The following is a 17,000-nucleotide window of genomic DNA, read 5'->3' on the forward strand; positions in this document are numbered from 1 at the left end:
AACACACAATGAACTCCGAGACCCAGATGAAGCCACGCCAATACACGCTTAATACCGGTAAAACCCGTATCACCCTGCAGGCCGGGCAGACCAACATTCACAAGGCCGCGCCGGGTGAAACTTACCGGGTGCTCAAGCGCCAGGGCGAAGACGATCGGGAGAAGCTGGCCGATGACGTCGTGGCTTCGCGTCACGGACAAGATCTGCACCTGGACTATGCCGATGGCACCACCCTGACCCTGCAGGACTGGTTTACGCAGAGCGATACCAGCGTAACCCTGCCTGCTGATGGTACCTCTACACAGGTGATGACGCCCGGTAGCACCGAAGGGGCGGCGTTGGCCGACGGCAGTCATGTTTTCTATGCGCACGGTTCTCCGGATGCGCTGGCCAGCATGACCTCAGGCCACCCGGGGCTGGAAAGTCTCTTATCCGGCCTCCAGAATGGGTCGGTAGTGTCTGGCCATCCGATCACCTATCTGCCTCAATCGCACTCTTACGTGGGCTACCTTGCCGGCGCCCTCGGACTGGGGGGGGTGATCGGGGTTGCCGCGGCGAGTGGCCATAGTGGGAGTGACAATGGCAGCAAGCACGATAATGGTGGAGGAGAACCCGCTGTACAGAACGCCGTCGAGCTTAATTTTGTCGGGGGCCCGGCGCTCAGCACTAACGATTTGAATGTGGAAATTTATCAGGCCGATGGCAAAACGCTGATTGGCACGGGAACGCTGGGGCCCAACGGCTCGGTAACTGTGTCTGCTGGCAGTTACAGCGGCGTGGTGATTGTTAAGCTCGTCAACAGCGGCAGTGCTGCTGACTACATGGACGAAGCGACTGGCGTGGGCAAAGACCTCTCTGCTCAACTCTGGAGCATGGGCGTGATCTCCGGCGATAACAGTACCCTCGTTCTCAATATTAACGTGTTGACCACCCTCGCATATCACAAAGCCCAGGAAGCCCTCGGCGGCACGACCGACAGTCCAGCCACCCTGAGCGCGACGCAGGTGGCTGACACCTCTGCCGCCATCAGCAGCCTGTTTGGTGTGGATGACATTCTGAACACCACGGTCGTCGCAACCAACGGCGGCAGCTATGATGCGACCGATGGCCTGAGTGCCGGTGAAAAATATGGCCTCCTGCTGGCGGCATTCTCCGGCGCGGAAGCCAACGCCGGCGCATCCACCCAGACCATCCTTGACGCCGTCACTGCTGGAATTACACTCGGCGGCAGTAGCGGTCTGTCCGATGAGGTGCAGTCGTTGCTGATTAAAGGCGCCGCGGCCGCCAGTGACACCTCCGGTGGTCTCAGTCACATTATTGACACCCATGCTCCTGTCTTCACCAGCGCCACTACGGCCAGCGTGGATGAGAACATCGGGGCAGGTCAGGTGGTGTGGACTGCTGTCGCGACCGACCCCAGCCAGTTTAGTTACAGCCTGAGCACCACCGGTGATAGCGGGCTGTTCAGCATCAATGCCTCCACCGGTGCGGTCACCCTGACCGGCAACCCGGATTTTGAGAGCAAAGCCAGCTACAGCTTCACCGTTGTCGCCACCGATGCGGCGGGTAATGCCAGTAGTCAGACGGTTACGCTGGGGATCAACAACCTCGACGATGCCGCCCCGACCATCACCAGCGGCGCGACGGCCACGGCGATCGACGAAAACAGCGGCGCGGGTCAGGTGATTTACACCGCCACGGCCACCGACACGGCGGATATCAGCGGGGGCGTCACCTTCTCGCTCAAGGCGGGCAGCGACGCGGGTCTGACCATCGACCCAATCACCGGTGCGGTCACCCTGACCGGCAATCCGGATTATGAGAGCAAGGCCAGCTACAGCTTCACCGTTGTCGCCACCGATGCGGCGGGCAATGCCAGCAGCCAGAAGGTGACCCTGGATATCAACAACCTCGACGAGGTTGCTCCAACCATCACCAGCGGCGCGACGGCCACGGCGATCGACGAAAACAGCGGGGCGGGTCAGGTGATTTACACCGCCACGGCCACCGACACCGCGGATATCAGCAATGGTGTCACCTTCTCCCTGAAAGCGGGCAGCGACGCGGGCCTGACTATCGACCCAATCACCGGCGCGGTCAAACTGACCGGCAACCCGGATTATGAGAGCAAGGCCAGCTACAGCTTCACCGTTGTCGCCACCGATGCGGCCGGTCACGCCAGCAGCCAGAAGGTTACCCTGGGGATCAACAACCTCGATGAAGTCGCTCCGACCATCACCAGCGGCACAACCGCCCCGGCGATCGACGAAAACAGCGGTGCAGGTCAGGTGATTTACACCGCCACGGCCACCGACACGGCGGATATCAGCAACGGCGTCACCTTCTCCCTGAAAGCGGGCAGCGACGCGGGTCTGACTATCGATCCGATCACCGGCGCGGTCACCCTGACCGGCAACCCGGATTTTGAGAGCAAGGCCAGCTACAGCTTTACCGTTGTCGCCACCGATGCGGCCGGTCACGCCAGCAGCCAGAAGGTGACCCTGGGGATCAACAACCTTGATGAGGTTGCCCCGACCATCACCAGCGGCGCAACGGCCACGGCGATCGACGAGAACAGCGGGGCGGGTCAGGTGATTTACACCGCCACGGCCACCGACACCGCGGATATCAGCAATGGTGTCACCTTCTCCCTGAAAGCGGGCAGCGACGCGGGCCTGACCATCGACCCGATCACCGGCGCGGTCACCCTGACCGGCAATCCGGACTTTGAGAGCAAGGCCAGCTACAGCTTCACCGTTGTCGCCACCGATGCGGCCGGTCACGCCAGCAGCCAGAAGGTTACCCTGGGGATCAACAACCTCGATGAGGTTGCCCCGACCATCACCAGCGGCGCAACGGCCACGGCGATCAACGAGAACAGCGGTGCGGGTCAGGTGATCTATACCGCCACGGCCACCGACACCGCGGATATCAGCGGGGGCGTCACCTTCTCGCTCAAGGCAGGCAGCGACGCGGGTCTGACCATCGACCCAATCACCGGCGCGGTCAAACTGACCGGCAATCCGGACTTTGAGAGCAAGGCCAGCTACAGCTTCACCGTTGTCGCCACCGATGCGGCCGGTCACGCCAGCAGCAAGGCGGTCACGCTGGGGATCAACAACCTCGATGAAGTCGCCCCGACCATCACCAGCGGCACAACCGCCCCGGCGATCGACGAAAACAGCGGGGCGGGTCAGGTGATTTACACCGCCACGGCCACCGACACCGCGGATATCAGCAATGGCGTCACCTTCTCGCTCAAGGCGGGCAGCGACGCGGGTCTGACTATCGATCCGATCACCGGTGCGGTCAAACTGACCGGCAATCCGGATTATGAGAGCAAAGCCAGCTACAGCTTTACCGTTGTCGCCACCGATGCGGCGGGCAATGCCAGCAGCCAGAAGGTAACGCTGGATATCAACAACCTCGATGAGGTTGCCCCGACCATCACCAGCGGCGCGACGGCCACGGCGATCGATGAAAATAGCGGCGCGGGTCAGGTGATTTACACCGCCTCGGCCACCGACACCGCGGATATCAGCGGGGGCGTTACCTTCTCGCTCAAGGCGGGCAGCGACGCGGGCCTGACTATCGATCCGATCACCGGTGCGGTCACCCTGACCGGCAATCCGGATTATGAGAGCAAGGCCAGCTACAGCTTCACCGTTGTCGCCACCGATGCGGCCGGTCACGCCAGCAGCCAGAAGGTTACCCTGGGGATCAACAACCTCGATGAAGTCGCTCCGACCATCACCAGCGGCACAACCGCCCCGGCGATCGACGAAAACAGCGGTGCAGGTCAGGTGATTTACACCGCCACGGCCACCGACACCGCGGATATCAGCAACGGCGTCACCTTCTCCCTGAAAGCGGGCAGCGACGCGGGTCTGACTATCGACCCAATCACCGGCGCGGTCACCCTGACCGGCAATCCGGACTTTGAGAGCAAAGCCAGCTACAGTTTCACCGTTGTCGCTACCGATGCGGCCGGTCACGCCAGCAGCCAGAAGGTTACCCTGGGGATCAACAACCTCGATGAGGTCGCCCCGACCATCATCAGCGGCGCGACGGCCACGGCGATCGACGAAAACAGCGGCGCGGGTCAGGTGATCTACACCGCCACGGCCACCGACACCGCGGATATCAGCAACGGCGTCACCTTCTCGCTCAAGGCGGGCAGCGACGCGGGCCTGACTATCGATCCGATCACCGGTGCGGTCACCCTGACCGGCAATCCAGATTATGAGAGCAAGGCCAGCTACAGCTTCACCGTTGTCGCCACCGATGCGGCGGGCAATGCCAGCAGCCAGAAGGTGACCCTGGATATCAACAACCTCGACGAGGTCGCCCCGACCATCACCAGCGGCGCGACGGCCACGGCGATCAACGAAAACAGCGGGGCGGGTCAGGTGATTTACACCGCCACGGCCACCGACACGGCGGATATCAGCGGGGGCGTCACCTTCTCGCTCAAGGCGGGCAGCGACGCGGGTCTGACCATCGACCCAATCACCGGTGCGGTCACCCTGACCGGCAATCCGGATTATGAGAGCAAGGCCAGCTACAGCTTTACCGTTGTCGCCACCGATGCGGCGGGCAATGCCAGTAGTCAGACGGTTACGCTGGGTATCAACAACCTTGATGAGGTTGCCCCGACCATCACCAGCGGCGCGACGGCCACGGCGATCGACGAGAACAGCGGGGCGGGTCAGGTGATTTACACCGCCACGGCCACCGACACGGCGGATATCAGCAACGGCGTCACCTTCTCCCTCAAGGCGGGCAGCGACGCGGGTCTGACCATCGACCCGCTCACCGGTGCGGTCACGCTGATCGCCAACCCGGATTTTGAGAGCAAAGCCAGCTACAGCTTTACCGTTGTTGCCACTGACGCTGCGGGTCACGCAACCTCGCAGACCGTTACCGTCAATGTCACCGATGTGGACGAAATCGCACCGACTGTCACCCTCGACGGCAGCTCGTCGGGGCCAGTAATGTTAAGCCCGGCGACCTACTCGACTTACCCCAACGGTTTTGACACCACCGCGCTGGGTGACGGCAGCTTCCTGGTGACATGGGCAGGCAACAACAATGGCAGCTACGGGATCTATGCGCAGCGCCTTACCGCTCAGGGTGTGGCGCTGGGTGAACCGGTACAGCTCGCATCAGGTGCGACCAACACGATCTACAACTGGTCAGACAGTGTTGTCAGCGTGACGGCCATTAATGATGCCGGGGCTTACGCCGTGGCCTGGATCGGCCAGGACGATGGCAGCAATGACACCAGCATTTATACACAGTTGTTCAACGCTGACGGCATCTCATTATCCGCAGCCGTGAAACTTGATGGGTTCGCTTCTGCGCAGGACATCGCTCCGCAGATCGCGACGCTGGCCGATGGCGGCTATATCGTGACCTGGTACATTAGCGGCGGCGACGGCATCTACGTGCAGCGCTTTGACAATACTGGTGTTGCAGTGAGCAACACCCTGCCACTGGCTGTGCCTGGCTCTTATAGCAATGCCAGCCCGCAGATCACCGTGCTGGACAACGGCGGCTACGTGGTGACCTGGCAGGCCTATACCTCCGGCGATTACCACATCTACGTGCAGCAGTTCGACGCTACCGGCACTGGTTCCTCCCCGGTGGTGCTGGATGGCATCACAGGAAACAGTTCCAGCTACGAAACCCAGCCGCAGATCACGGCGCTGACTGGCGGCGGCTATGTCGTCACCTGGTCGGGCTTCGACTACAACAGCTCGAATTACGACAGCAGCACCTGGGTGCAGCAGTTCGATGCCACTGGCGCTAAAGTCGGCACCGCCGTCGAACTGGACGGCTTGAGCAACGGCAGTAACGGTGGCAACTATACCTATCCGTATGTTGCAGCGCTTGCCGACGGTGGCTACGCCATCACCTGGATGGAATACGACACCACCAACGGCTCCTGGGATTACACTGTCTATGTGCAGCAGTTCACTGCGGGTGGCAGCAAAGTGGGCGCTGCCGTGCAACTGGATGCACCGCACAACAATACGAGCAATAACTACGACGAAAACCCGCGCATCACGGCGCTGGGCGATGGCGGCTACGTCGTCACCTGGATGGGTAATAACGGCTCAAGCCCGGACATCTATGTGCAGAAATTCAATGCCAGCGGTGTCGCGGTAGGCGATATCGTGCGTATGGAAGCTTCCGGCGGCGCGATTGACCAGTTCCCACAGGTCACCGCCGTCGGTGTAGACGGCGAATATATGGTGACCTGGTACGCATTCAATCCTGCCAGCGGTATGTTTGACTTCCGCCTCTACGTGCAGAAATTTAATGCCGACGGCAGCACCTACGAAAACCTCGTCGTGCTGAATCATGACGGTCACGCCACCGTGCAAAGCAGCGAAAGCGGCACCGTCTACCTCGTCAACGACAATGTGGTGGTTAGTCAGCTCAGCGACATTACCGGCGCCGCCAGCGATAAGTGGGCTAGCACTGTTGTCGCAGCAAATACTCCTGCAGCGATCTCCGCTGCCAACCTCGCTGAAGGCACCTACCATGCCTGGGCTGTTGATGCGGCAGGTAATATGTCCGTCATTTCCGGCAGCAGCGTGATGGTGGACAACACCGTGCCGGTCTTTACCAGCGCGACCACCGCTGCCGACATTACGGACAGCACCGTCGCTGGCGACAGGGTCTACACTGCTGCCGCCACCGACGCGCACGGCGTCACCTATAGCCTGGACGACACCGCGCACTTCCGAATCAACGCCAGCACTGGCGTCGTGACGCTGATTTCCAGCCCGGGCCAAGCCAGCGGTGCGCAATTTATTGTCACCGCCACCGACGCTGCCGGCAATCAGACCACCCAGACCGTGACCTACAACGTCGTCGACACCACGCCGCCAGGCGTCACGCTCGTCAGCGACGCGGATGGCGTGGAGCACAACGGCCAGACTATTATCGTGCAGAGCTCCGAGGCGGGTACGGTATACCTGGTCAGCGACAGCGTGACGGTGACGGATCTGAACAGCCTGATCAACGCTGCCGACAACCTGGCGAACAGCGTTGCCGTCACGGCTAACGCCGGCACCGTGCTGGCGCTGAACGGCCTTGACGAAGGGACTTACCACGCTTACGCCGTGGACGCGTCCGGCAATGTTTCCGCAATCTCCGGCAGCAGCGTGATCGTGGACAACACCGCGCCCGTCATCTTAAGCGGCGCCACCGGCACCACCCTCACCAGCGGCGCAGCGGCGGGCACCCCGGTGTACGACGCCAACGCCAGCGATGCCCACGCCATCACCTACAGCCTGGACCCGGATAGCCTCGGCTTGTTCAACATCAACGCCACCACCGGTGTCGTTACGCTGAACAGCTCTGCCGTCGCCGGTAGCTACAACTTCATCGTGACCGCCACCGATGCGGCGGGTAACCACAGCAGCCAGACCGTTACCGTTGAGGTAGCAGTCGGTAACAACCTTGATGGCAGCGCGATGGTTTCGGGCAGCACCACCGACACCGCCACCGAGATGACCGTCAACGTCGGTCTTGAGAAGCTGAGTAACGGCTACACGGTCGTCGAGTACATGAGACAGACCGGCGGCGACAATCTCACCTGGGATCCGACCGGCGCGCTGTACGACGGCGTCGTCAGGGTGCTGGACGCGAGCAATAACGTCGTCAAGACCCTGGATATCAGCGTTCCTGCTGGCTACACCATGCTGGATACGCAGATCAAGGCGTTGGCCAACGGCGGCTTCGTCGTGGCCTGGTCGCAGGTGGATACCCTTAACTGGAATGACTATAGCGTCCACTACGCTATCTATGACAATAGCGGCAACCTGCAATCCAGCGACACGCTGGCGTCGCCGGGATCCGGTGTCACCATTGCCGCGCAGAGCAGTGCGAATGGCGGTGATTTCGCGATCGCCTACCAGACGATGGGCCCAGGGACCGACCAGCAGGAAGCCATCTCTGTCTTCCACTACAACGGCAGCGGATCCAGTTTCACACCGGGCACGCAGACCCTGATCGGCGGCAACAGCGCGAGTCAAAACTTCGGCGGCGTCGCCAGCCCGGCAGTTCAGTTGCTGAAATTCCAGCTGACACCAGGTGTGCTGACGGCACTGAGCGATGGTAGCTATGTCCTGGCCTCCGAGGTCTACGACTGGATAGGCACGCCGGGTCAGGCCGCGACAAGTACGCCTATCGGTGCCTTTATCTTCAAGCTCGACGCCACCGGCACGCTGGCCAATTTCGACAGCGGCACCACCTGGGCGCGCGTTAACTGGAATGACGAGCAGGGCTCTCCGACCAACGTCATTGCTTTCGACGGCGGTTTTGCCGTCTTTAGCCAGGAATACCGCTCCGCGACCTGGGAAGTCACGCTCTACAACAACAACGGGACGCTGATCACCACCAACATCCAGAGCAATACCGTTTACGGCATGGGGAGCCAGAGCTATCACGCCGTGGACGTTGGCGCGATGGACAAAACGCTCCATGACGAGTTGGCGTGGATCGGCAACGGCTCTGTAGCGGCATCGGCTACGGCCTATGACAACGGCACCGATCTGGTGTTTGTGTTCCCTGACGGCAACGGCGGCCTGAGCCAGGTCACCCTCTCCAAAACCACCGGCGAGCTGACCAGTGCCGTGACCGACAGTGGTATCACGGTGCCTCAGGGCGGGCAGCTGTATAACCCGCGAATCGTCTCCGATGGCGCAGGGGGCTATGACATCACCTATTCTGTGCTGTTTGATTCCGATACCAGCGATGGTGGCAAAAGCGGCTACGCAGTCGGTGGTATCTACCAGATTGGCCTGACTGCGCCTGCGGCACCGACAGTGACCGATGCCCATATCGCCATCACCTCCATGCCAGGTGGCGCAGACGGCAATACCTACAAGGTCGGCGACACCGTTACCGCCGTGTGGGACAACTCGGCCAGCGGCGATGCCAATACCAGCACCGTGACCAGCGTCACCATGGATTTCAGCCAGTTTGGTGCCAGCACGCCGACGACCGCCTGGGACGACGGCACCCACGGGGATGCCATCGCGGGCGATGGGAAATACACGGCGCAATACACCCTCACCGCCGGTGCCATTAACAACGTAGACAGTCGTAACGTCGCCGTCACGGTCACCACGGCGAACCACGGCATGGCGACTACGGCGGACAGCACCGGACTGACGGTAGACAACACTGCACCTGTGCTCACCGGCAGCACGCCGCAGGACAACGGCTTCAGCGTTGCCGCAGGCGATAACCTGACGCTGACCTTCAGCGAGAACGTGCTGGCCGGCAGCGGCCATATCACCCTCGTTAATGAGAGCAACAGCAGTCTGAACAAGGTTATCGACATCACTGACAGTTCGCAGATCAGCATCAGCGGCAACACGGTGACGGTTAACCCGACAACGGATCTGGCGGCTGGCGCAAACTACCACGTCCAAATCGACAGCACCGCGCTGCATGACACGGCGGGAAATAACTATGCCGGTATCAGCACCTCGACGGGTCTGAACTTCACCACGGCGTCTGCCGGGATGGGGGATCCGTCCATCGTTGTGTTCGATCTGACAACGGGCCAAAGCTCCGATCACAACGGGCGCGTCTTTGATGCCAATATCTCGTATACCCTCTATATCCAGATCGCCAGCAATTATGGCCCGCTGGTTGGGCTGGATAGCAATGAGATGTGGTCGGGTGCGCAGAATCTGGGTCTGGACGACAAGATTGTGCTGGTGGGCACGGGCAGCGATGTTCGGGGACAGTATGGCGACCCAGTAATGGATATGAATCACGGTGGGAATGCCGTTAACTGGCTGGCGGGGTTCTCTATTTCGTTTTCTTCTTACAACGTCGCCGGCGTTGACGCAAACGGCCAGTTCACTCGTGGAGGTAATAATGTGGATCTCTGGAACGGCAACTGGACAGTAAACCCGAATGGGGACAATACGTTTGCTCAGGCCTATCTGCCGGCGATGCCTGCAGGCATCCTCACCTCGCAAGGGCTGGCGATGCCATGACAGGTTCTCTGACATTGCTACGCCGTCTGGTGGAAATGCAGCAGTTCGACGCGCTGCAAGAGGCCTGTTATAGCCTGCCGGTGATTTCACCAGCAGAACAGGTGCTGCTTGGCCTGGCCCAGGCCCATCTGGGTCAGCCAGAGGCGGCGCGCCGGGCGCTGATGTTGCTGGACCCGGTGGCACTGGAGGTCGACGTTCGCGTCGACCTGGCCGCCATACACCTGTTTCTTGGGGAATTTGACGCGGCGCAGGCGCTGCTGGAAGCCACCCGCACAGCGGCACCAGACGACCCGCTTCTGCTGGCCCGTCTGGCTGCCTGTTATGTGGAGCATCAACGGGGGGAGGAGGCTATCTCCCTGTATGAATCCAGTCTGCGCCTGCAACCCGCTATCGCAGTCTATCAACAACTGCTGCGTCTCTACCTGCAACGAGCGGACTTGCCGCAGGCTGAAGAGACGCTGGCCGCCGCCGACCTCTTCTGGGCAGGCGAGCGGGAGCACTGGCCCGTACGGCTGGCGGCCCTGCACGACCAGCAGCTGCGCGGCCTGCGCCTGGAACTGTGGCTGGCCCGTGACGACTTCGCCCGCGCTGATGCCTGGCTGGACTCACGACATGCTGAACTGGCTGAGGAGGATTACTGCGGCCTGCTGACTGGTTATGCACAGCGTCTGGCCGAGCGTGGACGCCATGCTCAGGGCGAGGATGCGCTGCGTCGTGGTCTGCGCTATTACCCGGATCATCCGGGCCTGTACCAACAGCAGGCTGAGCTGGCGGAGTTACAGGGGCACCTGCCTCAGGCCATCTCGTTGCTGCACCGAGCCATCTATCTGGCAGGGCAGCAGCACAACAAGACGATCCCTTTGCGCCTGAAGCTGGCCAGCCTTGCCACCCAGGGCTATCCGGCGCTGGCACGTCAGATGGCCGAACAGGCTATCGAGGAGGCCGGGGCGTTGACGCCATCACCCGCTATGGACGCCGCGCAGATTGGCCAGTGGCTGGCCCAGGCGCAGGTGGCACTCGCCGGAGCGGATGCGCAGGAGCAGAACTACACCGAAGCAGAGGCACGATACGTCGAGGTACTGGAAGCACATCCGCGCCTTGTACTTGCCCTGCAGGGGCTGGGGCAGTTGTATATGCAACTGGGGCGTATCGACGAGGCCGTCGCGCTATTCGAGCAGGTTTTGGCTGTCGACCTTGCCCGCGGTCATGCGGCCCTGATCAACGCCCGGCGTTTTCCGCAGGACGAAGAGACGTTGATTCGCCTGGAAACCCTGGCGCGGCGGCCGAGCCTGTCCGGCCCGGTGCAGCCTGGATTGCTGCTGCAACTGGCTGCGGCCTGGGAAAAGCGCAAGGACTACACCAAAGCTTTCACCCTGGCCAACGAAGCCAATGCCGCCAGCTGCGCGCTTCTCAGCTATGACCCGGTTGCACACCGACAAAGCAGCGCGCGTATCCGTCATGCGTTCAGCCGTTCGCTATACGAGCATCGACGCGGTATCGGCAACGATTCAACGCTGCCCGTGTTCGTACTGGGGATGCCGCGTTCCGGTACCACGCTGGTCGAACAGATCCTGGCAGGACACAGCCAAATCCACGGCGCAGGCGAGCTGGGGGTGATCCCCAGCACCATCGCCCGGCTGGAACGCTGGGAACGTCATACCGGGTCTGGGCGCCATTACCCGGACTGTGTGGACGATCTGTCGGCCGATGTCGTGGCGGGCATCACCACCAGCCTGCTCAAGGAGCTGCGGGAAACCGTGCCAGACAACGCGCCTGAGATCCGTCATGTAGTGGATAAGCTGCCACACAATTTCGAAAACATTGGTCTTATCAAGCTGCTGTTCCCGAACGCGCGGATCATCTCAGTGCGTCGTGACCCACGCGATATCGCGATCTCCAATTACTTCACCGACTACGCGGCGAAGCACGGCGGGATGGGCTTCGCCTATGATCTGCAGTGGATTGGCGAACAGCTGGCTGACCACAACCTCATGATGCACCACTGGAATCAGCTGTTCCCTGGCGACATTCTTGAGGTGCGCTATGAGGACGTGGTCTCTGATCCGGAGCGAGAGGCGCGTCGCATGCTGGATTATGTCGGTGTGCAGTGGGAGCCGCAGGTGCTCGACACCGCTGAACTGGACAGGCCGGTCAAGACCGCCAGCGTGTGGCAGGTGCGTCAGCCTATCTATCAGACTGCGCGCGAACGCTGGCGGCGTTACGCGGACTTTCTGACGCCACTGATCGCGGGGACGAATGGGAAGATCGTGCATGAGCCTGTGGAGATGGTGAGCCTGCCAGTACCCGGCATGCAGACCGATGGCATCGCCCGCTATCGTCAGGGGAAACTTGATGACGCCGAGATGCTCTTCAAGCGCCTGTTGCACCACGTGCCCGAACACGCTACCGCGCATTTTATGGTGGGCCTGATTTACGTGCGTAAAGGACACCTGGCTGATGGCATTGAGCACATGGAAAAAGGACACCAGGCCTGCCCGTGGAATGGCAACTGGCGACGCGATCTGGCGCAGGCATACGACTTAGCGGGGCAACCGGAAAAAGCACAGAGGTTAAGGGGGCGTCACGTCGGTACGAATGACAGAGTGGTGAGCGCAATGGATATTGACAAGGCTGATGCACTTCCTCTTGGCTATTCCATTCGCACCTCCGCGACGAGGGTGTTTTAGTCAGCATCGGCATTAGCGGGCAGGGAGGCCCGCAAACGTCTAAACGGGCCATACTCGTAGGCGTTATCAACACTGCAAACGCTCTTTAATCCTGCGGTTCAGGGATTTTTGGTCAATGCGTTTTCATATAATCCAGACCATCTCATTTCCAACATTTCGAACCCCATCTAGTGCTACAAGGGCAACGCGATCTTCAGGTAAAAGAAACAGATGCAAGACTGCTTATTACATAAGGTTACTTGAGGCTTTGCGAGGCGGCTTCCAGAAAGGTCATACCGGGTGATTGGCTTGCCCTGTGCGTATTACTACACTCCCCAGTAGCCAGATAAAAAAAGGGGTAGATCGTGAACACCAGCTTTCCTTCACCGACCGCTCAACGCAAACATTGGCTGAGTCGTCTGGCTGCCGCCACCCTGAAAGAACTCTTCGCAATCCAGGTTATCGCTGCCGTGCTGGTGTCGGTAATTTTATCGGATCTGGCGGGATTTGATTACCCGGGCTGGGCAGCACTGAGTAGCTATGCAGTCATGAATACCTCAGTAAAGGCCTCGACGGTTCGGGCGTTCAACCGGGTGACAGGCACGGTGCTCGGCGGCGTGCTGGCGCTCTTGCTCTCTACATATCTCATCCAGGATGCGGCGTTTCTGGTTCTGTTCTGCACGATTGTCGGGGGAGTAGCGGTATGGCGGGCAGACGTCTCCCGCTGGTCCTACTCCTGGGTGCTGGGGGCGGTCACATCCATGATGGTCATGGCTGAAGCGCAGAAGAACAGCGCGTTGCGCCATCTGCTGCGGTTTACCTTTGAGCGCATCGAGGAGGTGGTCCTGGGTTGCGCGGTCTGTATTGCGGTGACTGTATGCTTTTATCCGTTTAACAGGCGCAGACAGGTTGATACGCTGCATCAGAATGGTCATCCTGAGCCACCCCGACGACCGCTGTTACCTTTACAGGCCGGGATCACGCTGTTACTGGTGACGCCGGTATTGCTCGCTTTCCAGCTGACGGGGTTCTGGCAGGCGATGATGACTGTACTGGCGGTTTTTATCCTTCCGGCCTCCGCTCAGCCCGCACAGCCGCAGATCGGCCAGCGAATGCAGCAACGTTTGTACGGCTGCCTGGCCGCCACGCTGCTGAGTTTGATCCTGTTACCTGTCCTGCACCATTATCCCCCGGTTTATCTTGCCGCGCTGGTCGCGGGGTTATGGCTGGGGTGTCATCTGCAACAGCGAAAACCGGCCATCAGCTATTTTGGTCGGCAGTTTACCGTGGCCTGGATTATCGTTTTTATCCAGGAGACGTTATGGCTGACCGCGCCAACTCAGGCGGTTATGCGCTGTGTCAGCATACTGATCGCCATTATGATCATCGGTATGGTTATGACGGTATTTCGCTGGTTAAAACTGAGTTTTTGATGCTGTGGCACGGGCAGTGCCGGGGGCGCTTCGCTGGCCCGGCCTACAACGCTCCCTGACTCCCCCCGCAACCTGAGTAAATTTCACGGCTGAGCAGGATTTTACTGTAGCTATCGTTATTGATTATTAAGATGATTATCGGACTAAGACATTTAAGGGAAGAAACGATGTTGACGAAGATAAATACCGGGCACCCCGCGTCCGCGACGGGCGAATTTCGGGCCGGTATTGCTGCCTGTATTCCGACCATTGCGGGTTACTGGAGCATTGGCTTTGCCGCTGGCGCGATTGGTACGCTCTCGGGTTTTACCCCCGGACAGATAGCCCTGCTGGCCAGCGCCCTCTACGCCGGGTCGGCGCAGTTTCTGTTTTACTCCCTGTGGGCGGCAGGGGCAGAGATGGCGTCCGTGGTGCTCAGCGTGCTGCTGGTTAATCTGCGTTACCTGCTGATGAGCTCATCCATGAGTGTATTTTTTCGCGACTACACCACGCTGCAAAAAGTGGTCAGCGGGCTGCTGCTGACGGACGAAACCTTCGGCGTGGCGGTTCAGCGCGCCAGCCCGCAGGGCAAAATCAGCTATGCCTGGATGCTGGGTCTGAACGTGACCGCCTGGCTGAACTGGATCATCGCCTGCGTCACCGGGGCCTGGCTGGCGACCACGCTGCCCGCATCGCTGATGGAAGGTTTAGGCTTCAGTCTGGTGTCGATGTTTATCGGCCTGATCCTGATGATGTGGTTCGCCAGCCGCAAAAAGGTGCTGGAAACCGTCAATATTGCCGTCGCGGTGGGGATCACCCTGCTGATGGCCGGGAGTGGCTCGCTCAGCCTGGTGGTGATTGTGGCCGCTTCCCTTGCCGCCACCCTGGCAACGCTGCTGTTACGCACCCGGAAAGGACAATAAGATGGAACGACATATTCTGCTGACCATTCTTGCCTCGGCGCTTGTCACCGCCCTGATGCGTACCGTGCCGGTGCTGCTGCTGTCCCGCTTTCGTCTGCCGGAGGTGCTGCTGCAGTGGCTGAGCTTTATCCCCACCGCCATCATGGCCGCCCTGGTCGCCGCCGAACTGCTGAGTAAGCCCGCGATGACCGACTCCGGGATCAGCATCTCGCTGCTGGCGGCAGGGGTTGCCACGCTGGTGGGGATCCTGACCCGCGGGCTATTTGCGACGGTGATTGCCGGAGTAGTAGCGTTCTGCGCGGCGGGGTATTTTTTGGTGCACTAATCTTCATAGAGCAAAGGCATGCCGGGGGCGCTGCGCTTGCCTGGCCTACAAATTCAGTCACTCATCAGGAGAAATACGCATGAACGACCATCCGCTGCACCAGATCATTAAGGCCTGTGACCGGGCGATCTCCGCCAAAGATTTTGACTCGCTGATGGAGTATTACGCTGAAGACGCCGTGCTGGTGGTCAAGCCCGGGACGATTGTCAGAGGCAAAAACAATATCCGCAGCGCGTTTATCTCCATCTCTGACTATTTTCAGGATCGACTGATCGTGAAGCAGGGCGAAATGCAGATTATCGAAGGCGGCGGAGATGCGCTGGTGATCATGGAAACCCAGCTTTTTTATCCGGACGAACAGGGTGGAACCGCTGAGTTAACGCGTCGGGCAACCTATGTTTTCCGCCAGGAAAACGACCGTTGGCTCTGCACTATCGACAACTCTTACGGCACTTCGCTGTTAGATGGTGAAAATACCTGAAGGTCGTGCTCAGGTGGGGGTCACCAGGCCGATGCTGACAATGCCTTTGTCCCAGATGATCTGGTGCAGGGAGGTCTGAATAATGCTGGTGATGGTTTTCGGGGTTAACAGCGCCCAGCAGATGCCCTCCTGGTGGCGAACCGAGCGGTAAGTCACTCCGGTCTCACCCGCCACGCGCAGGCTCGCGCCCAGCCGTTGCGGTTCACTGTAGTCCGTCGGATGGTACCAGGGGTGCGTATCCGGCAGGCCGGTGATATCGGCAAATGACGAGCCGCTCAGCTCCGTCTCCAGACAGCGGTACTCGAATCGTTCGAACTTCAGTTCAGGCACGTTCCGCCAGTAGCGCTGGCAGTGGTAGACCACTTCCGCCAGCGCCGTTTCCCGGCTGTCGCCAAGGTAATAGACGCCAAAATCGCCATTCGAAAAGCGGCTGCCGTCGGGGTTGATATGGGTGAAAGCCGCCATCGCATAATGCGCGCCGCGGATCCCCAGCACCCACTCTTTGCGGGGCAACAGGTCCAGATTACCCACTTCCTGCGTCAGGCGCGGGTTGGTTAATTTCTGAATGTCATAGAGAACGTCAAACTCCTCCGGGGTGGCAACGTCCTCGAACACGTAAATGGCAGGGTACTTGGTATGCAGCAGGCGGTAGCCGGTGACGGGCGTCAGTGCCGTTCTGGGGATCCCGGGATAGATCATCCGGACAGGCCTCCGCGCAGCACGTCCACCCGCTTGGCGACTTCATGCAGATTGCCAAACTCGCCATCCTCAATCAGGGATAACGGCGTGGCCCCATTGAAGTAAGCATTGTGGTTTGCCATGGACATAAACCCGTAGACGTTCTCCGGATTGCTGAAGACGATCCGCAGTGCTGAGTGCATATTCAGCAGGTAGCTGATGCGGGTTAGCTGATCGTGGGTCAGCGAGGCCGTCTTCGTCTCTTTCTGGCGGTATTTGTACAGCGCTGCTCTGGAGAGTTGCAGAATGTTCTGCTGTTGCTCCGTCGAGCAGCCCCATTTATCCAGAATGTTCATGGCGGCTCTGATGGCGATCAGATCGCGATCGCCCCGGGCTTCAGCGTCAAGGTTCAGGTGCTTCGTCATGTGATTACTCCCTCGGCTCTGCGTGACTACTATTGTCTTAGCATGAACCAAATAAGGTAATT

Annotated in this window: 8 protein-coding genes; 6 read left to right on the forward strand and 2 right to left on the reverse strand. The window is 60.1% G+C overall.

The features are described from left to right. The first annotated feature begins 8 nt into the window (after positions 1-8). The 6 genes from WFO70_RS03545 to WFO70_RS03570 all read left to right on the forward strand — a co-directional run bounded on the left by WFO70_RS03545 (position 9) and on the right by WFO70_RS03570 (position 15,835). Complete coding sequence (locus WFO70_RS03545) at positions 9-10,028, forward strand: beta strand repeat-containing protein (protein ID WP_337014687.1); 10,020 nt, start codon at positions 9-11, stop codon at positions 10,026-10,028. Then, the gene (locus tag WFO70_RS03550) at positions 10,025-12,715 is read left to right on the forward strand and encodes a sulfotransferase (protein WP_337014688.1); all 2,691 of its coding nucleotides are present in this window, start codon (positions 10,025-10,027) and stop codon (positions 12,713-12,715) included. Before WFO70_RS03545 ends, WFO70_RS03550 begins: the two co-directional genes overlap by 4 nt. A gap of 344 nt (positions 12,716-13,059) precedes the next feature. Continuing rightward, entirely contained in the window at positions 13,060-14,127 is a 1,068-nt protein-coding gene (locus WFO70_RS03555) for an FUSC family protein (RefSeq protein ID WP_337014689.1), read from the forward strand. Between the two features lie 167 nt (positions 14,128-14,294). Next, positions 14,295-15,029, forward strand: a complete 735-nt coding sequence (locus tag WFO70_RS03560; RefSeq protein WP_337014690.1) for an AzlC family ABC transporter permease — start codon at positions 14,295-14,297, stop codon at positions 15,027-15,029. A gap of 1 nt (position 15,030) precedes the next feature. Beyond that, positions 15,031-15,354, forward strand: coding sequence for an AzlD domain-containing protein (locus tag WFO70_RS03565; protein WP_337014691.1), 324 nt, complete (start codon positions 15,031-15,033; stop codon positions 15,352-15,354). Between the two features lie 79 nt (positions 15,355-15,433). Then, a complete protein-coding gene (locus WFO70_RS03570) occupies positions 15,434-15,835 on the forward strand; it encodes a YybH family protein (protein ID WP_337014692.1) in 402 nt (133 codons plus the stop codon). 9 nt (positions 15,836-15,844) lie between these two features. Here the strand turns inward: WFO70_RS03570 and WFO70_RS03575 are convergent, their stop codons facing one another. Then, complete coding sequence (locus tag WFO70_RS03575) at positions 15,845-16,534, reverse strand: RES family NAD+ phosphorylase (RefSeq protein ID WP_337014693.1); 690 nt, start codon at positions 16,532-16,534, stop codon at positions 15,845-15,847. Further along, positions 16,531-16,938 carry an MbcA/ParS/Xre antitoxin family protein gene (locus WFO70_RS03580; protein ID WP_337014694.1) on the reverse strand — a complete coding sequence of 136 codons (408 nt, stop codon included), beginning with the start codon at positions 16,936-16,938 and terminating at the stop codon, positions 16,531-16,533. Before WFO70_RS03580 ends, WFO70_RS03575 begins: the two co-directional genes overlap by 4 nt. Between the last annotated feature and the right edge of the window lie 62 nt (positions 16,939-17,000).

Origin of the sequence: Leclercia sp. AS011 (genome assembly GCF_037152535.1) — a bacterium.
Taxonomy (GTDB): domain Bacteria; phylum Pseudomonadota; class Gammaproteobacteria; order Enterobacterales; family Enterobacteriaceae; genus Enterobacter.

Coding starts and splice junctions, on each gene's coding strand:
- WFO70_RS03545 (WP_337014687.1), top strand. CDS start 9: ATGAACTCCGAGACCCAGATGAAGCCACGCCAATACACGCTTAATACC.
- WFO70_RS03550 (WP_337014688.1), top strand. CDS start 10,025: ATGACAGGTTCTCTGACATTGCTACGCCGTCTGGTGGAAATGCAGCAG.
- WFO70_RS03560 (WP_337014690.1), top strand. CDS start 14,295: ATGTTGACGAAGATAAATACCGGGCACCCCGCGTCCGCGACGGGCGAA.
- WFO70_RS03565 (WP_337014691.1), top strand. CDS start 15,031: ATGGAACGACATATTCTGCTGACCATTCTTGCCTCGGCGCTTGTCACC.
- WFO70_RS03570 (WP_337014692.1), top strand. CDS start 15,434: ATGAACGACCATCCGCTGCACCAGATCATTAAGGCCTGTGACCGGGCG.
- WFO70_RS03575 (WP_337014693.1), bottom strand. CDS start 16,534: ATGATCTATCCCGGGATCCCCAGAACGGCACTGACGCCCGTCACCGGC.
- WFO70_RS03580 (WP_337014694.1), bottom strand. CDS start 16,938: ATGACGAAGCACCTGAACCTTGACGCTGAAGCCCGGGGCGATCGCGAT.